22 protein-coding genes are annotated in these 23,231 nt (G+C 59.9%); 7 read left to right on the top strand and 15 right to left on the bottom strand.

The annotated features are described in order from the left end of the window. From KGB03_RS25225 to KGB03_RS25215, 3 genes are all read right to left on the bottom strand, one after another. The gene (locus tag KGB03_RS25225) at positions 1 to 171 is read right to left on the bottom strand and encodes a hypothetical protein (RefSeq protein ID WP_165353242.1); all 171 of its coding nucleotides are present in this window, start codon (positions 169 to 171) and stop codon (positions 1 to 3) included. 149 nt (positions 172 to 320) lie between these two features. After that, positions 321 to 1,334: a zinc-binding alcohol dehydrogenase family protein gene (locus tag KGB03_RS25220; RefSeq protein WP_192410059.1), complete on the bottom strand. Its 1,014-nt coding sequence runs from the start codon at positions 1,332 to 1,334 to the stop codon at positions 321 to 323. A gap of 35 nt (positions 1,335 to 1,369) precedes the next feature. Then, positions 1,370 to 1,663, bottom strand: a complete 294-nt coding sequence (locus tag KGB03_RS25215; protein WP_008156523.1) for a putative quinol monooxygenase — start codon at positions 1,661 to 1,663, stop codon at positions 1,370 to 1,372. A 119-nt stretch (positions 1,664 to 1,782) separates the two neighbouring features. Here KGB03_RS25215 and KGB03_RS25210 point away from each other — a divergent pair, with 119 nt between their 5' ends. The 3 genes from KGB03_RS25210 to KGB03_RS25200 all read left to right on the top strand — a co-directional run bounded on the left by KGB03_RS25210 (position 1,783) and on the right by KGB03_RS25200 (position 5,266). Further along, the gene (locus KGB03_RS25210; RefSeq protein WP_008156521.1) at positions 1,783 to 2,712 is read left to right on the top strand and encodes a LysR family transcriptional regulator; all 930 of its coding nucleotides are present in this window, start codon (positions 1,783 to 1,785) and stop codon (positions 2,710 to 2,712) included. A 315-nt stretch (positions 2,713 to 3,027) separates the two neighbouring features. Further along, the gene (locus tag KGB03_RS25205) at positions 3,028 to 3,762 is read left to right on the top strand and encodes an ArsR/SmtB family transcription factor (RefSeq protein ID WP_111449147.1); all 735 of its coding nucleotides are present in this window, start codon (positions 3,028 to 3,030) and stop codon (positions 3,760 to 3,762) included. A gap of 127 nt (positions 3,763 to 3,889) precedes the next feature. Beyond that, on the top strand, positions 3,890 to 5,266 hold the full coding sequence (locus tag KGB03_RS25200; protein WP_223529691.1) for an MFS transporter: 1,377 nt from the start codon (positions 3,890 to 3,892) through the stop codon (positions 5,264 to 5,266). A 113-nt stretch (positions 5,267 to 5,379) separates the two neighbouring features. Here KGB03_RS25200 and KGB03_RS25195 read toward each other — a convergent pair whose 3' ends face one another. The 3 genes from KGB03_RS25195 to KGB03_RS25185 all read right to left on the bottom strand — a co-directional run bounded on the left by KGB03_RS25195 (position 5,380) and on the right by KGB03_RS25185 (position 8,623). Further along, the gene (locus KGB03_RS25195) at positions 5,380 to 6,333 is read right to left on the bottom strand and encodes an adenosine deaminase (protein WP_056746142.1); all 954 of its coding nucleotides are present in this window, start codon (positions 6,331 to 6,333) and stop codon (positions 5,380 to 5,382) included. An 82-nt stretch (positions 6,334 to 6,415) separates the two neighbouring features. Further along, positions 6,416 to 7,381 (bottom strand): 2-oxoglutarate and iron-dependent oxygenase domain-containing protein, encoded by a 966-nt coding sequence (locus tag KGB03_RS25190; RefSeq protein ID WP_223529689.1) that lies wholly within the window; start codon positions 7,379 to 7,381, stop codon positions 6,416 to 6,418. 159 nt (positions 7,382 to 7,540) lie between these two features. Beyond that, positions 7,541 to 8,623 (bottom strand): BMP family ABC transporter substrate-binding protein, encoded by a 1,083-nt coding sequence (locus tag KGB03_RS25185; protein ID WP_192410063.1) that lies wholly within the window; start codon positions 8,621 to 8,623, stop codon positions 7,541 to 7,543. A 297-nt stretch (positions 8,624 to 8,920) separates the two neighbouring features. Between KGB03_RS25185 and KGB03_RS25180 the strand changes: the two genes are divergently transcribed. Then, positions 8,921 to 10,009, top strand: coding sequence for a calcium:proton antiporter (locus KGB03_RS25180; RefSeq protein WP_218538613.1), 1,089 nt, complete (start codon positions 8,921 to 8,923; stop codon positions 10,007 to 10,009). 141 nt (positions 10,010 to 10,150) lie between these two features. Here the strand turns inward: KGB03_RS25180 and KGB03_RS25175 are convergent, their stop codons facing one another. The 3 genes from KGB03_RS25175 to KGB03_RS25165 form a co-directional block, all read right to left on the bottom strand. Then, complete coding sequence (locus KGB03_RS25175; RefSeq protein WP_223529687.1) at positions 10,151 to 11,509, bottom strand: 8-oxoguanine deaminase; 1,359 nt, start codon at positions 11,507 to 11,509, stop codon at positions 10,151 to 10,153. A 254-nt stretch (positions 11,510 to 11,763) separates the two neighbouring features. Next, entirely contained in the window at positions 11,764 to 12,450 is a 687-nt protein-coding gene (locus tag KGB03_RS25170; protein ID WP_218538611.1) for an SDR family oxidoreductase, read from the bottom strand. A 25-nt stretch (positions 12,451 to 12,475) separates the two neighbouring features. After that, positions 12,476 to 12,826 (bottom strand): MerR family transcriptional regulator, encoded by a 351-nt coding sequence (locus KGB03_RS25165; RefSeq protein WP_218538672.1) that lies wholly within the window; start codon positions 12,824 to 12,826, stop codon positions 12,476 to 12,478. A gap of 82 nt (positions 12,827 to 12,908) precedes the next feature. Here KGB03_RS25165 and KGB03_RS25160 point away from each other — a divergent pair, with 82 nt between their 5' ends. Further along, complete coding sequence (locus tag KGB03_RS25160; RefSeq protein ID WP_223529684.1) at positions 12,909 to 13,346, top strand: hypothetical protein; 438 nt, start codon at positions 12,909 to 12,911, stop codon at positions 13,344 to 13,346. A gap of 85 nt (positions 13,347 to 13,431) precedes the next feature. Here KGB03_RS25160 and KGB03_RS25155 read toward each other — a convergent pair whose 3' ends face one another. From KGB03_RS25155 to KGB03_RS25130, 6 genes are all read right to left on the bottom strand, one after another. Then, complete coding sequence (locus KGB03_RS25155) at positions 13,432 to 14,358, bottom strand: ABC transporter permease (protein WP_223529682.1); 927 nt, start codon at positions 14,356 to 14,358, stop codon at positions 13,432 to 13,434. Continuing rightward, on the bottom strand, positions 14,358 to 15,464 hold the full coding sequence (locus KGB03_RS25150) for an ABC transporter permease (protein ID WP_223529680.1): 1,107 nt from the start codon (positions 15,462 to 15,464) through the stop codon (positions 14,358 to 14,360). The genes KGB03_RS25155 and KGB03_RS25150 overlap by 1 nt, the downstream gene beginning before the upstream one ends. Before the next feature lie 11 nt (positions 15,465 to 15,475). Next, positions 15,476 to 17,041 carry an ABC transporter ATP-binding protein gene (locus KGB03_RS25145; protein ID WP_223529678.1) on the bottom strand — a complete coding sequence of 522 codons (1,566 nt, stop codon included), beginning with the start codon at positions 17,039 to 17,041 and terminating at the stop codon, positions 15,476 to 15,478. Positions 17,042 to 17,572: 531 nt separating this feature from the next. After that, the gene (locus tag KGB03_RS25140; RefSeq protein WP_223529676.1) at positions 17,573 to 18,154 is read right to left on the bottom strand and encodes an IMPACT family protein; all 582 of its coding nucleotides are present in this window, start codon (positions 18,152 to 18,154) and stop codon (positions 17,573 to 17,575) included. 7 nt (positions 18,155 to 18,161) lie between these two features. After that, positions 18,162 to 18,812 (bottom strand): TetR/AcrR family transcriptional regulator, encoded by a 651-nt coding sequence (locus KGB03_RS25135; protein ID WP_102615727.1) that lies wholly within the window; start codon positions 18,810 to 18,812, stop codon positions 18,162 to 18,164. 136 nt (positions 18,813 to 18,948) lie between these two features. Continuing rightward, positions 18,949 to 19,869 (bottom strand): LysR family transcriptional regulator, encoded by a 921-nt coding sequence (locus KGB03_RS25130; protein WP_111449134.1) that lies wholly within the window; start codon positions 19,867 to 19,869, stop codon positions 18,949 to 18,951. 139 nt (positions 19,870 to 20,008) lie between these two features. On the opposite strand from KGB03_RS25130, the gene KGB03_RS25125 reads away from it, so the two are divergent. Both KGB03_RS25125 and KGB03_RS25120 read left to right on the top strand, forming a co-directional pair. Further along, complete coding sequence (locus tag KGB03_RS25125) at positions 20,009 to 21,358, top strand: aspartate aminotransferase family protein (protein WP_008156489.1); 1,350 nt, start codon at positions 20,009 to 20,011, stop codon at positions 21,356 to 21,358. 65 nt (positions 21,359 to 21,423) lie between these two features. Next, a complete protein-coding gene (locus KGB03_RS25120) occupies positions 21,424 to 22,917 on the top strand; it encodes a CoA-acylating methylmalonate-semialdehyde dehydrogenase (protein WP_218538605.1) in 1,494 nt (497 codons plus the stop codon). The last annotated feature ends 314 nt before the right edge of the window (positions 22,918 to 23,231 follow it).

The following is a 23,231-nucleotide window of genomic DNA, read 5'->3' as shown; positions in this document are numbered from 1 at the left end:
TCAGCCAGCGGCACGCTGCTGGCGGTCAATAATTTGATGAGGTGCTTGTAGTCGCGCTTCAAGGGTGCGGGTGAAGGCGCGGGCTTCGGCTTCGCTGCGGAATGTCACGGCGTGTTGGTCCAGACGGACTTGCCACTGGGATTTTGCCAATTCTTTTATCAGGATCTTCATTGCTGATCTCTCCTCTCGTAAAAGATGTTACGTAAAAGACTGTGCCGCAGAGTCTCGATTGTAGACCTCAATACGATCGCAATTGTGACAAGGGTCAACTCTCGGACTGACGGTGTCGCCCATCGGGGCGACAACTGTGTCAGTTTGTTTCAGAACCCTTCGAGCACAATCTTGCCCTTGGACTTGCCGCTTTCCAGCAGCTCATGGGCGCGACGCAGGTTCGCCGCGTTAATGGTCCCGAAATGCTCGCCGACCGTGGTCTTCAGCGTCCCGGCGTCGATCAGCTCAGCCACGCGGTTGAGCAATTTGTGCTGCTCGATCATGTCCGCGGTTTCGAACAGCGAGCGGGTGTACATGAACTCCCAGTGCAGCGACAGGCTCTTGCGTTTGAGTTTGGTCACGTCCAGCGCCTTCGGATCATCGATCAGGGCCAGTTTGCCTTGCGGCGCCAGTGCCTCGATCAACTGATCCAGGTGATGATCGGTCTGGGTCAGGCTGGCGACGTGGGTCACCTGATCGACGCCCGCACGTTTGAGTTCTTCGCTCAACGGCTGGCTGTGATCGATTACCAGGTCGGCACCCAGCTCACGAACCCAGCTCTGGGTTTGCGGGCGGGAAGCGGTGCCGATGACGTTCAGCCCGGTGAGCTGGCTGGCCAGTTGCGTGAGGATCGACCCCACACCGCCAGCGGCACCGACGATTAAAAGGCTCTGGCCTTCATCAGTTTTGCCTTCACGCACTTGCAGGCGTTCGAAGAGCAATTCCCACGCGGTGATAGCGGTCAGCGGCAGCGCGGCGGCTTCGGCGAAACCAAGGGTTTTCGGCATATGGCCGACGATCCGCTCATCGACCACGTGCAGTTCGCTGTTACCGCCCGCACGGGCGATGGAGCCGGCGTAGAACACTTTGTCGCCGGCTTTGAACAGCGTGACTTCGCTGCCGACGGCCTTGACCACACCGGCCACATCCCAGCCCAGCACTTTCGGCGTACCCGCTTCAGGCTGGACGTTTTGGCGGACCTTGGTGTCCACCGGGTTGACCGAGATGGCTTTGACTTCCACCAACAGGTCGCGCGGGCCGGCAACCGGTTCTGGCAGTTCGATGTCTTGCAGAGCGTTTGAGTCGCTGATTGGCAACGAGGCGTAATAGGCAATGGCTTTCATAGGGGCTCCTGAAAAAGTAATAAGGAAGGAAGCAATCAGACGATGGAGCGCAGGCGCTTGAGGTCGAAGTGTTCGAGAAAGTCGCCAGCCTTGGCGCGGAAGTTCTGGATATGCGCGCTGTCGTCATGGGCCTGCAGGGCTTCGTCACTGCTCCATTTTTCGATCATGTAGAAGGCATGAGGATTGGCGAGGTCCTGGTGCAAGTCGTATTGGCCGCAACCGGCCTCGGCGCGGGTCGGTTCCAGCAGCGCTCGCAGGTGCTGTTCGAGGGCGTCTTGCTGCCCGGCTTTGGCGATGAGGGTGGCGATAGCGGTAAAAGGCTGGGACATGTTCGGCTCCGGGAACGGGATGAATTCGATGGGACGGATGATTGGCTATTTCTCTGCAAGATAAAACCCGCTAAAAGAGCAGTCTCTTTCAATATTTTTTTGATAATCGAGGCTGAACGATGCTGCGTTTCGATGACTTGCAGTTGTTTGTCCGGGCGGCGGACCTGGGCAGTCTGTCAGCAGCGGCGCGTGGGATGGACATGTCGGCCGCGGTGGCCAGTGCGGCGTTGAAACGCATCGAACAGCAACTCGGCGCCCGGTTGCTCGCCCGTTCTACCCGCAGCCTGCGTCTGACCGCTGAAGGCGAGGGGTTTCTCGAATACGCTCGGGCCGCCTTGAGCAATCTCGACGAGGGCCGTCGTTTGTTGGCCAGCGGTCAGGACCAGGTCAGCGGGATTTTGCAGCTGTCGGCGCCTTCGGACTTTGGCCGCAATCTGCTGCTGCCCTGGCTGGACGAGTTTCAGCGAGAGCATCCGAAGCTTACGGTGCGTTTGCTGTTGGGCGACCGCATCGCCGACCTGTTCCGCCAACCGGTGGACATCGCCCTGCGGTACGGCGAGCCGGAAGACTCAAGCCTGGTGGCGCTGCCCATCGCCCCGCAGAACCGCCGCGTCCTTTGTGCCGCCCCGAGTTACCTGGCCCGGCATGGCGAGCCGCGGCAACTGGAGCAACTGGCTCAGCACAACTGCCTGCTGTTCATGCTCGGCAGCCGGGTTCACGATCATTGGAGTTTCCACGACGGCAAACGCGAGGTCAGCCTGACCGTCAGCGGCGATCGTTTCAGCGATGATGCCGATGTCGTGCGGCTGTGGGCCGTGGCAGGTGCCGGGATCGCCTACAAATCCTGGCTCGATGTCGCGGCCGATGTGCTGGCCGGTCGGTTGAAAGTGCTCATGCCGGAACTGCTCTGTGAGCGCGCACCGCTGAATTTGCTGTGCGCCCATCGCGCACAATTGAGTAAGCCGGTGAACCTTTTGCGGGAAATGCTTGCCAGCCGATGCGCCCGCTTGAGTAGCCAATTTCCGACGTTATCGGGCGCCGATCATTAGTCGCAGGCAAATAGCGAAATTTCACTCAGGAACTATCACCACCAACGGTTTCCCAAGGGCAGGAACCGGCGGTTAACCCGCATATACTAGCGCTCGCCTCATGTACGCACCGTCGATCTCGCAATGGCGAGTCCACATCCGAGTCAGCCAGGCCCCAAGGTCAATCGCCGTGGCTTTGCGAAACCTGCAAGCATGGCCTGTGCGATTGGCCGGCTTTGCCCGGTTTATGGCGGTTTCAACGCCTTGGCCGACGACACATTACTGGTCAAGATGTCTCTGAGCAGTAGACGAAACGATTCAACAGGGAGTGAATACATGGAACATGCACCTTGCATCAGCCAGATCGCCACGTTGCTGGCTGACCCAAAGCGCAGCGCAATGATGTGGGCCTTGATGGACGGCTCGGCGCGGCAAACCGAGGAGCTGGCCTTGTTGGCCGGCTTGTCACCGTCTTCGGCCAGTGCGCATCTGGGGCGATTGTCCGGCGGAGGTCTGTTGAAAGTCGAAATCCGCGGCCGCAAGCGGTTCTTCCGCCTTGCCGCACCCGAAGTGGGGGCCGCGATAGAGGCACTGGCCAGCGCCACCCTGGCCAGCACGCCTCGGGAAATCCCGGACGTTTTCAAGCGCACGACACCTATCGCCAAACCTCAGGCGGCGCCTTCGTCACTCTTGCGCGCCAGGCTTTGCGACGACCATTTGGGCGGCACCCTTGCCGCCGATCTTTACCAGCGTCTGCTGGATTCAGGCTGGATCGAACAGTTCGATCAGCGGGTCATGATCACCCACAAGGGCGCCACGCAGCTGGCGACACGGGGTGTGTTCATCCAGGCGCTGGCTCATCGCAATAGCCGAGTTGCCTGCGCTTGTCCGGACTGGAGCGAAAGACGCCCGCACATGGGCGGATCACTGGGTGCGGCGTTGCTGCAATTGTTCATGCAGTCAGGTTGGCTGAGCCTGCCCAACGAATCTCGAGCCTTGCAGATCACCGCCGCGGGGCAGCGTGAAATCCATCGGTTCGCCAAAGAGACCGAGCTGGAAATGGCGTTGTAGACGCATCGAGGTCGACGTCCGAAGCGTCGGGCGTCGCTCAGAGCTGCGAACAGGTCGTATCCAGCAGTAACCCCCAGCAGCTATCGCGCACACTCGTCCGGGGACTTTCGGATTGGGGGAATGTGGCATGGAAACACGAGGCTTCAGCGCGGCAGAACGACTGGAACGGCTGCCCATCAGCGGTTATCACCGGATCATTTTCATCATCATTGCCCTGGCGTTTTTCTTCGACTCCATGGACCTGGCGATGATGACCTTCCTGCTCGGCTCGATCAAAACCGAGTTTGGCCTGAGCACGGCGCAGGCCGGGTTGCTGGCCAGTTCGAGCTTTTTCGGCATGGTCGTGGGGGCGTCACTGTCCGGGATGCTGGCCGACCGTTTCGGGCGCAAACCGGTGTTTCAGTGGAGCATCGTGCTGTGGGGGATCGCCAGTTATCTGTGCTCCACGGCGCAGAACGTCGAAACGCTGACGTTGTTTCGAATCCTGTTGGGGATCGGCATGGGCATGGAGTTTCCCATCGCTCAGTCGATGCTCTCGGAGCTGATCCCGGCCAAACGGCGGGGGCGCTACATTGCGTTGATGGACGGTTTCTGGCCGCTGGGTTTCGTCGCCGCCGGCGTACTGTCGTACTTCTTGCTGCCGGTGATTGGCTGGCGGGACATCTTCCTGGTGTTGGCGGTGCCGGCGGTGTTTGTCCTGGCGATTCGCTTTTTCATTCCCGAATCACCGCGCTGGCTGGAACAGGCCGGGCATCATGACGCGGCGGATAAGGTCTTGCTGCGCATCGAAGCTCGGGTCCGGACATCTCTGGGGCGTTCGGAGCTGCCTGAGCCGATCCGCCTGCCGAGAGTGGCCAGTACGCCTGGCAATTTCTTTTCCGCATTGCAGCAAATCTGGTCGCCGCTGTACCGCCAGCGCACGATGATGATCTGGAGCGTCTGGTTCTTCGCCTTGCTGGGGTTCTATGGCCTGACGTCCTGGCTCAGTGCCTTGCTGCAGCAGTCGGGTTTTGCCGTGACTCAGTCGGTGTATTACACGGTGCTGATTTCCCTCGGCGGGATTCCCGGTTTCCTGATGGCCGCCTGGCTGGTGGAGCGTTGGGGACGTAAACCGGTGTGCGTGGTGACGTTGCTCGGCGGCGGGGGGATGGCGTTTCTGTATGGTCAGAGCGCGGTGTTTGGCGGCAACGTCAGCCTGTTGATTGCGTCGGGGCTGCTGATGCAGTTTTTCCTGTTCGGCATGTGGGCGGTGCTTTACACCTACACGCCGGAGTTATACCCGACATCGGCGCGGGCCACGGGCTCGGGGTTTGCGTCGGCGATTGGTCGCGTGGGTTCGTTGCTCGGGCCAATGGTGACCGGGCTGGTGTTCCCGATGACCGGGCAGGGCGGGGTGTTTGCGCTGGGGGCGATGTGTTTTGCGATTGCGGCAGGGGTGGTATGGGTGTTCGGGATGGAGACCCGGGGCAAGACGCTGGAAGAGTTAAGCGAGGCGGTTGCTTAATGATCGTTCCCACGCTCCGCGTGGGAATGCAGCCCGGGACGCTCCGCGTCCCAAGAGCTGACGCAGAGCGTCCGGTGAGGCATTCCCACGCGGAGCGTGGGAACGATCAGTTACTAGGGTTTCACCAACCGTGCGTCCAGGCTGTTCTGCGCCAGACGCTTGGCCTGATCCTGGGTCATGCCCAAATGGGTATACAGCGCATGGAAGTTCTCGGTGACATAACCGCCGAAGTACGCCGGGTCATCCGAGTTCACGGTCACTTTCACGCCACGTTCCAGCATGTCGAGAATGTTGTGCTGAGACATGTGATCGAACACGCAGAGCTTGGTGTTCGACAACGGGCACACGGTCAACGGGATTTGCTCGTCGATGATTCGCTGCATCAAACGCTCGTCTTCGATGGCGCGCACGCCATGGTCGATGCGCTGGACTTTCAGCAAATCGAGGGCTTCCCAGATGTACTCGGGCGGGCCTTCTTCACCGGCGTGGGCGACGGTCAGGAAACCTTCGTGACGGGCACGATCAAACACGCGCTGGAACTTGCTTGGCGGGTGACCCATTTCCGAACTGTCCAGACCAACCGCCACAAACGCATCACGGAACGGCAGCGCCTGGTCTAGGGTTTTCTCGGCTTCTTCTTCGCTCAAGTGGCGCAGGAAGCTCAGGATCAAACCGCTGGTGATGCCCAGTTGCTGCTCGCCATCCTTCAATGCGGCGGCGATGCCATTGAGCACCACTTCGAACGGCACGCCACGGTCGGTGTGGGTCTGCGGATCGAAGAACGGTTCGGTGTGAATCACGTTCTGCGCCTTGCAGCGCAACAGGTAAGCCCAGGTCAGGTCGTAGAAATCCTGAGAGGTGCGCAACACGTCGGCGCCCTGGTAATACAGGTCGAGAAACTCTTGCAGGTTGTTGAAGGCGTAGGCCTTGCGCAGGGTTTCGACGTCGCTCCACGGCAGGGCAATCTTGTTGCGTTCGGCCAGGGCGAACAGCAACTCAGGCTCCAGCGAACCCTCAAGGTGCAGGTGCAGTTCTGCCTTGGGCAGGGCGTTCAGCCAGTCGTACATAGTCTTTTCTCATCAGGTGCAGATGGCGAGCATTCTACAGATGCCCGAGGAAACAATTAGCAAAACCTGACCAGCCGGTTCATCACAGCGCTTCCTGTTCCCGTCGATAGGCGTAGGTATCGGCGAAGCGCGAGAGCAAGAATTCGGCGCAGGTGGTGGCCGGATACTTTGCCGAATGCCGTTCATCCTGACAGCCGGGCAGGCATTCGATGACCGTGTCGGGGTGCGGCTCGGCGAAGAACGGCATCGAATAACGGTCCACGCCCAGCGGGCTGATCACCCGGTGCGGCGTTGACAGGTAACGGTCGTTGCTCCAGCGCGCCATCATGTCGCCGAGGTTGACCACGAACGTGCCGTCGATCGGCGGTGCATCGATCCACTCGCCTTTAACGTTTCGCACTTGCAGGCCGCCGGCGGCATCCTGATACAGCAGGGTGATACAGCCGTAATCGGTGTGGGCGCCGGCGCCTTGTTGCTCTTCGGAACTGGCGGTGTGGCGCGGTGGGTAATGAATCATCCGCAGCACGCTGACCGGCTCAACGAAGCGGCTGTCGAAAAAGTCGCGCTCGATGCCCAGCGCCACGGTTATAGCCCGTAACAGGGTTAGGGCCAAGGCCTGCATGTCGACGTAGTGCTGCTCCATCAGCAATTCCCAGCCGGGCATCGACGGATGACGGTTGGGGCCGCGCAGCGGTTTTTCCGCCAGCACGTCAGGGTGATCGGCCGGCAGGTGCAGGCCCATGTCGAAGGTTTCTTTCAGGTCGCTGGGTTTGCTCGGGTCGAGTTGTTCAGTGGCGATGGCGCCATAACCGCGGTGGTGACGGGTTTGGGTGATGTCGATCTTGAGTTTTTCGGCGGCGGGCAGGGCGAAGAAACGTTGGGCACTGTCGAGTACGGCGTTAATGCGCGACGGACTGATCGGGTGGCCCTTGATGTAGAAAAAGCCCCACTCGCGGCAGGCGTGGTCGATTTGCGTGGCGATTGATTGCCAGTCACTTGCGTCTTCGCTGTAGAGCGGGCTGATGTCGATGATCGGGAGCTGGTTCATGCGCAGTCCTATAGAACGCTGGAAATCCAATGTGGGAGCGGGCTTGCTCGCGAAGACGGCAGAACATTCAACATGGATGTTGGCTGACACACCGCCTTCGCGAGCAAGTCGAATCGTCGCACCGCCGCTCCCACAAGGGTTTTGTGTTTGGCTCTGGGACTACTTCGGAATGTCAGCCTTCATGCCTTCAACGTAGTAGTTCATCGATGCCAGCTCCGCATTGCTCGCCGTCGCGCCCGCCGCAATCTTCTCGACGCCTGCCTGATCCTTGATCGGTCCGGTGAACGGGTGGAAAGCACCGCTTTTGATGTCGGCAATGATCTGCTCTGCCTCGGCTTTCACCGGTGCGGGCACCAGATCGCTGATCGGCAACTCAACCGTACCTTCCTGCAAACCACCCCAGTAATCCTGCGATTTCCACAGGTGGTCGAGTACGCTTTGGGTCGCCTGAATGTAGTGCGGGCCCCAGTCGTTGACGATGGACGTCAGCACCGCTTTCGGTCCGAAGTGCGCCATGTCCGAAGCGTAGCCCACGGCATACACGCCGCGACGTTCAGCCGCCTGGATCGGCGCCGGGCTGTCGGTGTGCTGGAACACCACGTCCACGCCCTGATCGATCAACGCATTGGCGGCATCCGCCTCTTTGCCCGGATCGAACCAGGAGTTGACCCACACCACTTTGATCTCGGTGCCGGGGTTGTACTTGTTCAGGGCCAGTTGAATGGCGTTGATGTCGCGGATCACTTCCGGGATCGGGAAGGACGCGACGTAACCGATCTTCTTGGTCTTGGTCATCTTCGCCGCAAGGAAACCGCCGACGTAGCGACCTTCATACGTGCGCGCCAGATAGGTGCCGAGGTTCTTGTCCTGCTTGTAGCCGGTGGCGTGTTCGAAGGTCACCATGGGAAATTGTTTGGCGACTTTCAGGGTCGGGTTCATGTAGCCGAAGGACGTGGTGAAGATCAGGTCGTACTTGTCCTTGGCCATGTTGCGGATCACCCGCTCGGCGTCGGCGCCTTCAGCGACGTTTTCCACATAGTTGGTGGTGATCTGGTTGCCGAATTTTTCGGCCAGCGCCTTGCGCCCTTGTTCATGCTGATACGTCCAGCCGTGATCGCCAATCGGACCGATGTAGACGAAACCGACTTTCAGCGGGTCGGCGGCACTGGCAGTCAGGCTTGCGCTCAGACCGATGGCCGCGGCGACGGCGCAAAGCAGCTTCTTCAACGGACGTTTGTGCATGAATCCACTCCCTATTGTTTTGAGGTTGGAGGGGGTAATGCAAATTGCTGACCAACAGGACAACAAAATCGTCGAAACCGTGGTGAAGCCTTCGCGAGCAAGCCCGCTCCCACAGGAGAACGCATTCCAATGTGGGAGCGGGCTTGCTCGCGAAGAGGCCCGCAAGACCAATAAAAGTGCATCCCCCCGAACCTGTTGCCATCCACTGGTGCGCTAAGGTGTAACGAAACGTTAGCGCCGCCCCGCAGTCAGTAGCTCATCATCCTGGTTTCGCTTCACACGGCAAAAAGGCCCGCAATGCTCACACTCCTCAAGCAAGAAAAGTTTCTGCTGCTGGCCGTGATCGCCGCCGCCGTCGCCTACCCGCTGGAGCACTGGATGCTGCACAGCGGCCAACCCATCGCGTTGACCGCCGGCCTCGTACTGATCGCCTTCATCGTCGTTGCCTCCATGCGCGTCGCCCATCACGCCGAACTGCTCGCAGAAAAAGTCGGCGACCCTTACGGCACGATGATCCTGACCCTGGCCGCCGTGCTGGTGGAAGTGGTGATCCTGGCGATCATGATGAGCAACGAAGCCTCGCCGACTCTGGTACGCGACACGATTTATTCGGCGGTGATGCTCGACATCAACGGCATCCTCGGCCTCGCTGCGTTGATGGGTGGGCTCAAGCACGGCGAACAGTCCTACAACGACGATTCGGCCCGCAGTTACAGCGTGATGATTCTCACCGCCATGGGCGTTTCCATGGTGGTGCCGGAGTTCATCCCCGAGGGCAGCTGGAAACTCTATTCGGCGTTCACCATTGGTGCGATGGTCGTGCTCTACACCCTGTTCCTGCGCATGCAGGTCGGGCCGCACAGTTATTTCTTCAGCTACAGCTACCCGGAAAAACGTCGCAAGAAAGCCCCGGAGGAAGACCCTGAACCGGTCAATCTGGTGCTGAGTATTGGCACGTTGGTGTTTGGCGTGGTGGTGATCGGCGCCTTGGCCGAGGTGATGTCCAAGACCCTCGATCTGGGCCTCGAAGGGACGGGCGCACCGCCGGTGATCACGGCGATCCTGGTGGCGGCAATCTCGGCGGCGCCGGAAATTCTGACCGCGTTGCGGGCGGCACTGGCCAACCGCATGCAGTCTGTGGTCAACATCGCCATGGGCGCGTCACTGTCGACGGTCATCCTGACTGTGCCGGTGATGGAAGCGATGGCGCTCTACACCGGCCAGCCGTTCCAGATGGCGATGACCCCGGTGCAGACCGTGATGGTCTTCCTCACCCTGATCGTTAGCGCAATCAACCTCAACGATGGCGAAACCAACGCCATCGAAGGCATGACTCACTTTGTGCTGTTTGCGACCTTCATCATGTTGTCGCTGCTCGGCCTCTAAACACACCACAAAACCAATTGTGGGAGCGAGCCTGCTCGCGATAGCGGTGTGTCAGACACCATTGATGTCGACTGACACTCCGTCATCGTCGGAACGCCGCCCGGAGCAGGCTCGCTCCCACTGGTTTTGGTTGGGGTTGTATCAGATGCCCGCAATCAACTGCCGAGCCGCCTGGCTGTGATCCGCAATCAATCCCTTCAAATCCAGCCCCTCCACCTGCCCATCAATCACCCGCCATTTGCCACCAACCATCACCCGATCCGCCCGATCAGCGCCGCACAGCAGCAACGCCGACACCGGATCATGACTGCCGGAAAACCGCAGCTCATCGAGCTTGAACAGCGCCAGGTCCGCCTGCTTGCCCACCGCCAGTTCGCCGATATCAGTACGCCCGAGCACACTCGCCGAACCCTTGGTCGCCCAACCCAAAACCAATTCCGGCGTGATCTTCTCGGCGCCATAACGCAGCCGCTGAATGTACAGCGCCTGACGGGTTTCCAGCATCATGTTCGACGCATCGTTGGACGCCGAACCATCCACGCCCAAGCCCAGCAAGGCGCCCGCAGCGGTCAGGTCCAGCGTCGGGCAGATGCCGGAAGCCAGACGCATGTTCGAACTCGGGCAATGGCAAATGCCGGTGCCGGCGGCGCCGAGGCGAGCGATTTCGTCCGGGTTGAAGTGGATGCCGTGAGCCAGCCAGGTGCGCGGGCCGAGCCAGCCGACGCTGTCGAGGTAATCCACAGTGCGCAGGCCGAAGCGTTGCAGGCAGAAGTCTTCTTCGTCGAGGGTTTCGGCCAGATGGGTGTGCAGGCGCACGTCGAGTTTGTTCGCCAGTTCGGCGCTGGCGGACATGATTTGCGGGGTCACCGAGAACGGTGAGCAGGGCGCGAGGGCGATCTGGATTTGCGCGCCATCGCCACGCTCGTGGTACTCGCCGATCAAGCGTTGGCTGTCGGCGAGGATCACTTCGCCTTCCTGCACGGTTTGCTGCGGCGGCAGGCCGCCGTCCTTTTCGCCAAGGCTCATGGAACCGCGCGTCAGCATGGCGCGCATGCCCAGTTCGCGGACGCTCTCGACCTGCACGTCGATCGCATTCTCCAGGCCTTGCGGAAACAGGTAATGGTGATCGGCGGCGGTGGTGCAGCCGGACAGCAGCAACTCGGCCAACGCGACTTTGCTGGCGAGGGCGAGTTTTTCAGGGGTGAGGCGGGCCCAGACCGGGTAGAGCGTTTTCAGCCACGGGAACAACGGCTGATTGACCACCGGCGCCCAGGCGCGGGTCAGGGTTTGATAGAAGTGGTGATGGGTGTTGATCAGTCCCGGGAGGATCACATGCTCGCGGGCATCGAAGACTTGTCCACAGGGCGCGGAAGGTTGCTGGCCGGCGGCGAGCACTTCGACGATCAAACCGTCTTGCAGCACTAGGCCGCCACGGGCATCGAGGCCATTGGCAGTGAAGATCGCGAGGGGATTTTTTAACCAGGTACGGGTCGCAGGCATGTTGGCCGGCTCCTCTGAAAGTGGGGTTCAGGTTAGCCAGCTCAGTGATTACCCTGTCTGCTGATCCAGGGTCGCCGCGGGGACGAGGTGCGGAGTTTCATTCAAAACCGCGCTGCGGGCAAGCCCGGCCCGACCAGGCGACGCAAAACCCCTGTGGGAGCGGGCTTGCTCGCGAATGCGGTGCGTCATGCAACATTGATGTCGACTGACACTCCCTCTTCGCGAGCAAGCCCGCTCCCACAGTAGACGATGGGTTACCAAGGAATGGTTTCACCCCGGTAATTCACAAAATGATGCCCGCCCTTGCCGGTATACGCATTCACCTGATCGACCAACCCTCGCGTGCTGGTGTCCACATCAATGTCGGCACCTTCACCGCCCATGTCGGTCTTCACCCAGCCCGGATGCAGCGACAGCACGGTGAGTTTCTGCTCGCCCAACTGAGTGACGAAGCTATTGGTCATCGAATTCAGCGCCGCTTTGCTCGCCTTGTACAACGCCAGCTCCGGCGCATCCGGCATGGTCACGCTGCCCAGCACCGAACTCATGAACGCCAGCACGCCGCTGTCCGCACGAATCTGCCCGACAAAACGCTGGGCCAGATTGATCGGCGCCACCGCATTGGTGAAAAACAGCTGACCGACCTCGGCCAGCGTCGCGCCGCCCGGCGTTTGAACGTCCGGGCCTTTGACCCCGGCATTCACGAACAACAAATCAAACACTTCGCCCTTGAGCTGCTGGCTCAGAGCGATGACCGCTTGCTGATCGTCCATGTCGAGTTTTTCGATCCGCACCTTGCCCAAGGCCTGCAAGGCTTCGGCGTTCTGCGGGTTGCGCACGGTGGCGGTGACCTGCCAACCGTCGGCCAGCAGGGTTTTCACCAGACCGAGGCCCAGGCCTCGGGAGGCGCCGATGATGAGTGCGGTTTTTGCCGTAGACATAAGTGGCTTCCTTGATAAATGAGGATCACGGATTCAATGGACAACGCTGACCGAGCCGTTGCTGCAACTCCTGACGCAGCGCGCCGAGTTCGTCGATTCGGGTTTCGATCAGTTTGAGTTTGTCTTGCAGCAATTGCGTGACGGCGCTGTCGGGATCGGGCGACTGCGATATCGCGGCGACGCTGTTGCCGATTTCGCCGAGGGTAAAGCCCAATCGCTGAGCGGTCTTGATGTACAGCACCAGTTGCACCATGTCCGCCGGATAGTCGCGATAACCGTTGGCGCTGCGTTGCGCCGCAATCAATCCGCGCTGCTCGTAGAAACGCAGCGTGTCGCGGCTGACGGCGCTGGCCTGGGCTAATTCACCGATGCGCATCATGACTTCTCGAGAGGGCTTGACCCTGGAGCATACTCCAGGCTTTAGCCTTGTTGCTCCCTGAATTTATGGAGCAAAACGGATGTGGACTTCAACGCAATATCGCCGGTTGGTGAAGGGTAGCGCCTGGTATGACTTGATCGTGACGGCAGCGTTTGTCACGCCGTGGAGCTTTGCGGCGTTGCATGCCGTTTTGTCGAGTGTGAGTCAGGCGTTCCATTTGTCCGGCGAGTTGCCGCCGTTTGAGCCGATGCACATGCTGATGGCCAATCTGTTGGGATCGATTGTCTGCGTGTGGGCGGTGCTGCGGATTCGTGATCCGCAGCAGGTGTATGGGCGGTATGACGCCGTCGGTAGATTTCTGTTTTCGGCTTGGCAGCTCTATGCCTTGCTCCATGGCGCGAGCTCTTTGTTGGTGATCTTCTTGATCTTTGAATTGGCGTGGGGCGTTGTTCAGGTGTTGCCCGTGAGGGCGCCTTCGCGAGCAAGTCGAATCGTCGCACCGCCGCTCCCACAGTAGATGTGGGTTGATCACAAAATCCAGGCTCGACTCGGTCCAAGTGTGGGAGCGGGCTTGCTCGCGAAGAGGCCGGTGCAGACAACCACTAATGCCCGGCCTGCCACGGTTTCCCCAACGACACCGGCGCATACAACCGCGTACGCAGCGCATCCCGCGACAGCAGCACCAACACCACAATGGTCGCCACATACGGCAGCATCGCCAGCAGACTCGACGGAATCGCCAGCCCCAATCCCTGCGCCACCAAATGCAGGATGCTGGCGAGTCCGAACAGATACGCCCCCAGCAGCAATCGCCACACCCGCCAACTGGCAAACACCACCAGTGCCAAGGCAATCCAGCCACGCCCGGCGCTCATGTTCTCCGCCCACATCGGGGTATAAGCCAGCGACAAATAAGCCCCGGCCAATCCAGCCATCGCCCCGCCAAACAGCACCGCCAGCGTGCGCACGCCCAACACCGGTAAACCCATCGCACTGGCTGCATCCGGGTTTTCGCCGACCGCCTGAATGATCAGCCCGACGCGACTTTTCACCATCACCCAGGCCACCAGCGCAAACAGCGCGAACGACACATACACCAGCAGATCCTGCGCAAACAGCATCCGTCCGATCAGCGGGATTTCACTCAAATAAGGAATCGCCACCGGCTCAAAACCGGCCAGCGGTTTACCGACCCACGCCGCGCCGACAAAGGTCGACAGGCCCACGCCGAAGATCGTCAGCGCCAACCCGGTGGCCACCTGATTGGCGTTGAACACCAGCGCCACCAACGCAAACAACGACGACAACAGCATCCCGGCAAGCATCGCCAACAACACGCCGAGCCACAGGTTGCCGCTGCTCAACGCGACGATAAAACCGATCACCGCCCCAAACAGCATCATCCCTTCCTGGCCGAGGTTCAGAACGCCGCTCTTCTCGCAGATCAGTTCACTTAGAGCCACCAACAGCAGCGGCGTACCGCAACGGACCATGGCGTAGAAAATATTGCTCAACAGATCGATATCCATCACAGCGCTCCTGCGTGTACGACGGTGGCTAGTGCACGACGGGACCAACGCAGGTTCAAACGCGGCCGATAGAGAATCAGCACGTCACTGGCCAGCAGGAAAAACAGCATCATTCCCTGGAACAATTGCGTGATGGCTTGCGGCAGATTCATGCTCATCTGCGCGCTCTCGCCGCCGATGTACAGCAACGCCATCAGCAGGCTGGAAAACAGAATACCGATGGGATTGAGTCGCCCGAGAAACGCCACAGTGATCGCGGCATAGCCATAACCGGGCGAGACTTGCGGCACCAATTGGCCGATCGGCCCGGTGACTTCGCACACACCGGCCAGCCCCGCCAATCCTCCGCTGATCAACAGCGCCAGCCAGATCAGCCGCTTCTCGCGAAAGCCGACGAACCCCGCTGCGCGCTTGTCCAGCCCGAGCACTTTGATCTGGAACCCGATAAAACTTTTCTGCAACAACACCCACACCGCGACCAACGCGAGCAAGGCGAAATACACGCCCACGTGGACCCGGCCGTCCTCCATCAGCAACGGCAAACGGCTGGCATCACCGAACATCGCCGACTCCGGAAAGTTGAACCCCGCCGGATCCTTCAGCGGCCCATGCACACAGAACAGCAACAGGTTCAGGGCGATGTAATTGAGCATGATGCTGGTGAGGATTTCATTGGCATTGAAACGCGTGCGCAACCACGCCGTCAGCCCGGCCCACGCGGCACCGGCCAGGGTACCGACGAGCAGGATCAGCACCAGCGCCCAGCGACTTTGCAGGTCGATGATGTTCACCGCCAATGCACTGCCGGCCAGCGCACCAAGCAGCAACTGACCTTCGGCGCCGATGTTCCAGATTCGTGCTTGGTACGCCACCGCCAGCCCCAACGCGCAGAGCAAAATCGGCAGCGCTTTGACCAGCAACTCGGAGACGCCGTACAGGTCGCTGATCGGTGCGATGAGCAACGTGTGCAAGGTCAGTAACGGGTCATGCCCCAGTGCGACAAACAGCAGTGAGCCACAGCCCAACGTCAGGACAGCCGCCAGCAACGGCGAGCACCACAGCATCAGGCGCGATTGCTGGCCACGGGGTTCGAGAGAAAGCAGCATGTGAAACTCCGTTAAACCGTTGCGGGTGCGAGTGATTGAGGGGCGTCGAACTGGCCGGCCATCCAGCCGCCGACATCGATCAGGCGCGTGTCGACCGTGGCCTTGAGCGGCGACAATCGACCGCTGCACAACGCGCCGAGGCGGTCGCTGATCTGGAACAGTTCGTCGAGGTCTTCGGAGATCACCAGGATCGCCGCGCCGGCATCGCGCAAGGCAATCAGCGCCCGGTGAATGGTCGCGGCGGCGCCGACGTCCACGCCCCAGGTCGGGTGCGCTGCCACCAGCAGTTTCGGTTGTTGGAGAATCTCGCGGCCGAGGATGAATTTCTGCAAGTTGCCGCCAGACAGGCTGCGGGCCGGTGTCTGGCTATCGGGTGTCTTGACCCCGAAGCGGCGGATGATTTCTTCGGCCAGCGCTTCGACCTTGCCGCGCTGGATCAGGCCGTTGCTGACCAGCCCCTGTTGAAAGGCGGTGAGCAGGGCGTTGTCCGCCAGGCTCAGGTCCGGCACCGCGCCATGGCCCAGACGTTCAGCGGGGACGAAGGCCAGGCCCAGTTTGCGCCGTGCGTCCGGCCGCAAGTGCGCCACCGGTTGCCCGGCGAAACTGATCGTTGCGCCGTCGTTGCGGCTGAGCGGTTCTTCGCCGCTGAGCAGGGCCAACAACTCATCCTGACCATTGCCGGCGACCCCGGCGATGCCGACGATTTCGCCGCTGCGTACTTCAAGCTCGATGTCCTTCAGCGAACAGCCGAACGGATCGGGGTTGTGCCAGGACAATCCCGTCACATTCAGGAACGCATTAGCGCCAATGACTTTCGGATAGTCCGTAATCAGCGCAGCGGCGTCACCGACCATCAACTGCGCCAGTTGCCGATCCGAACACTCGGCCGGCACGCAATGCCCGGCCACCCGACCGCCACGCAACACCGTGGCGCTGTGGCACAACGCGCGAACTTCACCGAGTTTGTGGCTGATAAACAGAATGCTGCAGCCCTCGGCGGAGAGTCGGCGCAAGGTGACGAACAAATCGTCGGCCTCCTGCGGAGTCAGCACCGAGGTCGGCTCATCGAGAATCAGCAGGCGGATGTCCTGCATCAGGCAACGAATGATTTCCACCCGCTGGCGTTCTCCGATCGACAGGCTGTGGACAAGTCGCTCCGGCTCCAGCGCCATGCCATAGCGCCGGGAGACTTCACGAATCTTGGGCTCAAGCTGTTTCGGTGTACCCGCCGCCGCGCCCATCGCCAAGGCAATGTTCTGCGCCACGCTCAAAGTCTCGAACAGCGAGAAATGCTGAAACACCATGCCGATTCCCAGCCCCCGAGCCTGGGCCGGGTTGCGCAGGGTCACGCGTTGCCCTTGCCAGATCATCTCGCCCGAGTCCGCGTGGGTGACGCCGTAGATGATCTTCATCAGCGTACTTTTGCCCGCGCCGTTTTCGCCGAGCAGGGCGTGGATTTCGCCGGGTGCAATGCTCAGGTCGATGGCATCGTTGGCCAGGCAACCGGGGTAGCGCTTGCTGATGTTGCGCAGTTGCAGGCGAGGTGTTGGATCGAGGATCGGCACGGGGTTGGGCATGACAGGCTCGGGTCGATTGAAGTGATGCCTGTGGATAAAGCAATTTCCTGGCCATTGAGTCAGGAAAAATCAAATACGTTGCAGATAAAGGCTTTGAGGGCGGCGCCTCGCCCTATGTCGATCCCGAACCAGGCACCACTTGAGGGCAAAGCCGTTGATCAGGCTCCGGTTTTGCTCAAGGGGTTTGGTTAAAAAACGAGCAACCGACTGCAAGCCATGCCGGACATGGGGCGGCGACAGCCATGAACGGGTTATCCACAGATTGCTCCACAGTATTTGTGTGCAAGCCCGAAGCTCGGGCATAAGCACTGTGTGGCTTTCTTCTAATGGTGATAAACCGCGTTAACTGATTGTTTTTACGTGGATTTATCTTTTTTGATGACGGATTGGACGAAAAGTGAGCAAAGCCCGCAAAGCCGCGTGACAGAAGGGTTACAGCCGGGTGTGCTCAGGTTATCCACAGCCGGGTGCACAGTAGATGTGGGCAAATGCACCGGTTCGACGAAAGGGCGGTGAACGTTGTTGGTGCGATTAGTGCTGCAACAAAATGCGTCCGCGGCTCAAGCCTGCCAGCTGCGTTTGCAGGGTGTCGATCTGGCTTTCGCCGATAGCCAATCGCAGGTCTACGCCGTTGGCCGTGAACGTTTCTTCCACCACCAGTCCACCCAGTTCCGCCACCCGAAGCTTCACCAGCGGCAACTCTGCAAAAGCACAGGTACAACTCACCGGCACCCGACTGATCAGTTCAACCTTTGCCGCCGCTTGCAGGCACTTGTTGGCGCCGCCGCCATACGCCCGGGCGAGGCCCCCGGTGCCGAGTTGAATGCCGCCATACCAACGAATCACCAGCACCGCGACCTGATCGCAATCCTGAGCTTCGATTGCCGCCAGAATCGGCCGGCCAGCGGTGCCGCCGGGTTCGCCATCGTCAGTGCTGCGGTAGTGGTCGCCAAGCTTCCAGGCCCAGCAATTGTGCGAGGCATTCAAATCGCTGTGCTGTTCGATGAACGCCTGGGCTTCAGCAGGGCTGCTGATCGGTGCGGCGAAAGTGATGAAGCGGCTTTTGCGAATCTCTTCGCGGTACTCGCAAAAACCGCTGAGGGTAAAAGGCATAAGTGTCTTAGATCGTTGGCGTCAGGCCGCAGCCCTTGAGAATGATGCGGATCAGGTTGTTGCCGGCGTCTTCCATGTCTTGCTTGGTCAACTTGGTGCGACCGGTGACACGGCAGATCTGCGTGGCGAAATCGGCGTAATGCTGAGTGCTGCCCCACAACAGGAAGATCAGGTTCACCGGGTCGACCGGGTCCATTTTTCCGGCGTCGATCCAGGCCTGGAACACGCCCGCCCGACCCTGGAACCAGGCGCGATAATCCTGGTTGAAGTACTCGGTCAGGCATTCGCCGCCGCTGATCACTTCCATCGCGAAGATCCGCGAGGCTTGCGGCTGACGACGGGAGAATTCCATCTTGGCGCGGATGTAACGCGTCAGCGCTTCGGCCGGGTCATCTTCGGCAGTAAGTGTGTTGAAGGTGCTGTCCCACAGCTGGAGGATGTTGCTCAACACCGCCACGTACAAACCGAGTTTGTTGGTGAAGTAGTAATGCAGGTTCGCCTTGGGCAATCCGGCATTCAGGGCGATGGTGTTCATGCTGGTGCCTTTGAACCCGTGACGGGCGAACTCGTCTTCGGCGGCTTTGATGATGGTCTCTTCGTTCTTCTGACGAATGCGGCTGGCAGGTTTGCCGCCGTGAGCGGGGACTTCAAAGGTCATAGGCACTTCCGAACAAGTGAGTGGGTGCAACCAGTGCGTTGATAGCGCACCCACCGGCATCAGACAAGTCCTGATGCGATAAAACCTACCCCCATCTCTGTAGGAGCAAGCTTTGCTCCTACAGAGATTGTGGTGGTTAGCGTGTGGCGGCCAGGCTTTCGAGGAAGCTTTCCAGCACCAAATGCGGACGACGGCCCTTGCGCGTGACCGATGCGAGGCTCAGGTCATAAAACCGCACCTTTGGTTTCAGCGCACGCAACCGGCCTTGCTGCACCCAGAGACTGGCGTAGTGGTCCGGCAGGTAGCCGATGAAGCGTCCGGTCAGGATCAGGAACGCCATGCCTTCACGGTCCGAGGCACTGGCGGTGCAATTAAGCGCCTGGTAATGGGCCTGGATTTCCGCGGGCAAACGGAAGGTCGGCGCGATGGCATCCTGGCTATTGAGGCGCTCGTCATCCAGTTGTTTATCGTCGACATAAAACAACGGATGACCGACCGCGCAATACAGTAGCGAGCGTTCGCTATAGAGCGGCTGATATTCGAGCCCCGACAGCGCGCTGGCCTGCGGCACCACGCCGACATGCAATCGACCGTCGAGCACGCCTTGTTCGACTTCATTGGGCGCGATCATGCGGATCTGAATCTGCACGTCGGGGCCGCGCTCCTTCAATTGCGCCAAGGCATGGGTGATACGCATGTGGGGCAGGGTGACCAGGTTGTCGGTCAGGCCGATGGTCAATTCGCCGCGCAGATGTTGGTGCAGACCGTTGACCTCGGTGCGAAAACTTTCCAGCGCACTTAATAGCTGCAACGCCGAGTGATACACCTCGCGACCTTCTTCGGTCAGGGAAAACCCGGCGCGACCGCGTTGGCACAAGCGCAAACCGAGGCGCTGTTCCAGATCGCTCATTTGCTGGCTGATGGCCGAGCGGCCGATCCCCAGCACCGATTCCGCTGCCGAGAAGCCGCCGCACTCCACGACGCTGCGGAAGATCCTCAATAAGCGGATATCAAAGTCACTGACTTGCGCCAGCGGATCGGGGCGACGGCTGCTCATGCTCAAAATACTCAAAGTTTAGTGGTGGGCTGACTGAACGTTAGAAGAGTTGGATTTCACCGACTTTATCCCCGTGGCAATTTAGCTGCAAGAACGCTTTTGATCTCTATGCCGCTTATTGCCCTGCGAGGTTTTGCCCATGAACTTGCCTGAAAACAACCCGACTTCCCTGGCCAGCCAGCTCAAGCTCGATGCTCACTGGATGCCCTACACCGCCAACCGTAATTTCCAGCGCGATCCGCGACTGATCGTGGCGGCTGAAGGCAGTTGGTTGATCGATGACAAGGGCCGCAAGGTTTACGACTCGCTCTCCGGTTTGTGGACTTGCGGCGCCGGGCATACCCGTAAGGAAATTCAGGAAGCGGTCGCCAAGCAATTGGGCACCCTCGATTACTCGCCAGGCTTCCAGTACGGCCATCCGTTGTCGTTCCAGCTGGCTGAGAAAATCACCGACCTGACCCCGGGCAATCTGAATCACGTGTTCTTCACTGACTCGGGTTCCGAGTGTGCTGACACGGCAGTGAAGATGGTTCGTGCTTACTGGCGTCTGAAAGGCCAGGCGACCAAGACCAAAATGATCGGCCGTGCCCGTGGTTATCACGGCGTAAACATCGCCGGCACCAGCCTCGGTGGCGTGAACGGCAACCGCAAAATGTTCGGTCAGGCGATGATGGACGTCGATCACCTGCCGCACACCTTGCTGGCGAGCAATGCCTATTCCCGTGGCATGCCGGAGCAGGGCGGTATCGCCCTGGCCGATGAACTGTTGAAGTTGATCGAGCTGCATGACGCCTCCAACATCGCCGCCGTGTTCGTCGAGCCATTGGCCGGTTCCGCTGGCGTACTGGTTCCGCCACAGGGTTACCTCAAGCGTCTGCGTGAGATCTGCGATCAGCACAACATCCTGCTGGTGTTCGACGAAGTGATCACTGGTTTCGGCCGTACCGGCAAAATGTTCGGTGCCGATACCTTTGGCGTAACCCCGGACCTGATGTGCATCGCCAAGCAAGTCACCAACGGCGCGATCCCGATGGGCGCGGTGATTGCCAGCTCCGAGATCTACCAGACCTTCATGAACCAGGCGACGCCGGAGTACGCGGTGGAATTCCCGCACGGCTACACCTATTCCGCGCACCCGGTGGCTTGCGCCGCTGGCCTGGCAGCACTCGATCTGCTGCAAAAGGAAAACCTGGTGCAGAGCGTGGCCGAAGTCGCGCCGCATTTCGAAAATGCGCTGCACGGTCTGAAGGGCTCGAAAAACATCATCGATATTCGTAACTACGGCCTGGCCGGTGCGATCCAGATCGCACCGCGTGACGGCGACGCCATTGTGCGTCCGTTCGAAGCCGGCATGGCGCTGTGGAAAGCCGGGTTCTACGTGCGCTTCGGCGGCGACACCCTGCAGTTCGGCCCAACCTTCAACAGCAAGCCGCAAGACCTTGATCGTCTGTTCGACGCGGTCGGCGAAGTGCTGAACAAGATCGACTGATTTTTCCCTTCTATATAGAGGCGCCCGGTGACGGGTGCCTGTGGACAACTTTTCTGGAGCCCCGCATGAGCCTTATTCCGCATTTGATCAATGGCGAACTGGTGACCGAAGACGGTCGTACGGCCGACGTGTTCAACCCGTCCACCGGCCAGGCGATTCACAAGCTGCCATTGGCCAGCCGCGAAACCATTCAAAAAGCCATCGACTCGGCCAAGGCAGCGTTCCCGGCCTGGCGTAACACTCCGCCGGCCAAGCGAGCGCAGGTGATGTTCCGCTTCAAGCAATTGCTGGAGCAGAACGAAGCGCGTATCGCTCAGCTGATCAGCGAAGAGCACGGCAAAACCCTGGAAGACGCTGCCGGTGAACTGAAACGCGGAATCGAGAACGTCGAGTTCGCTTGCGCAGCACCGGAAATCCTCAAGGGCGAGTACAGCCGTAACGTTGGCCCGAACATTGATGCCTGGTCGGACTTCCAGCCGTTGGGCGTGGTGGCCGGTATTACGCCGTTCAACTTCCCTGCCATGGTGCCGCTGTGGATGTACCCGCTGGCGATCGTCTGCGGTAACTGCTTCATTCTCAAGCCTTCCGAGCGTGATCCAAGTTCGACGCTGTTGATTGCTCAACTGTTGATCGAGGCCGGTCTGCCTAAAGGTGTGCTGAGTGTGGTGCACGGCGACAAGGCTGCGGTGGACGCGCTGATCGAAGCGCCGGAAGTCAAAGCATTGAGCTTCGTTGGTTCTACGCCGATTGCCGAATACATTTACGCCGAAGGCACCAAGCGCGGCAAACGCGTTCAGGCACTGGGTGGCGCGAAGAACCATGCGGTGTTGATGCCGGATGCGGATCTGGATAACGCGGTCAGCGCATTGATGGGCGCGGCGTATGGTTCTTGCGGTGAACGTTGCATGGCAATCTCGGTGGCTGTGTGCGTCGGTGACCAGGTGGCGGATGCGCTGGTGGCCAAGTTGGTACCGCAAATCAAGGCGCTGAAAATCGGTGCCGGTACTTCATGCGGTCTGGACATGGGGCCGCTGGTTTCCGGTCAGGCTCGGGACAAAGTCAGTGGCTATATAGCAGACGGTGTTTCGGCGGGTGCTTCTTTGGTGGTCGATGGTCGTGGTCTGAGCGTGGCGGGTCATGAGGAAGGTTTCTTCCTGGGTGGCTGCCTGTTTGATAACGTCACGCCAGAAATGCGCATCTATAAAGAAGAGATCTTCGGGCCTGTGCTTTGTGTTGTCCGGGTTAACAGCTTGGAAGAGGCAATGCAGCTGATCAACGATCACGAGTATGGCAACGGCACCTGCATCTTTACCCGTGATGGGGAAGCGGCGCGGTTGTTCTGCGACGAAATCGAAGTCGGTATGGTCGGCGTCAACGTACCGCTGCCGGTACCGGTGGCTTATCACAGCTTTGGCGGCTGGAAGCGCTCGCTGTTCGGCGACTTGCATGCGTATGGTCCGGATGGCGTGCGTTTCTACACCCGTCGCAAGGCTATTACCCAGCGCTGGCCACAACGGGCAAGCCATGAAGCTTCGCAGTTCGCATTCCCTAGCTTGTAAGTAGAAGGGAAGAAGGCCGGCCCCTTGGGGCCGGCCTTTGCGTTTAAGGGGCTTTTTTACCTATATGACAGAATTGTGAAGATAGGTGTTGACGGCAGATTCTGGAAGTCTATAATTCGCCCCACTTCCGGCGCAGTCGAAACGGAAAACTCCTTGGTAAACAATGAGTTACGCAGTTTTCGACAGTGAGTTGCTTCAGGTCATCGAAGCCCAGAAGGAGTTGATCAGGCAGTCTGTTTTTGCCTAATTGACGATTCGATCTTCTCGGTCGAAAGCGGTGTAAAAGAGGTGTTGACAGCAGCGAGTAACGCTGT

The organism is Pseudomonas sp. BF-B-26 (genome assembly GCF_019956495.1).
Taxonomy (GTDB): Bacteria; Pseudomonadota; Gammaproteobacteria; order Pseudomonadales; family Pseudomonadaceae; genus Aquipseudomonas.
The sequence above is the reverse complement of the archived record's forward strand: the minus strand, read 5'-3'. Positions and strand labels throughout refer to the sequence as shown.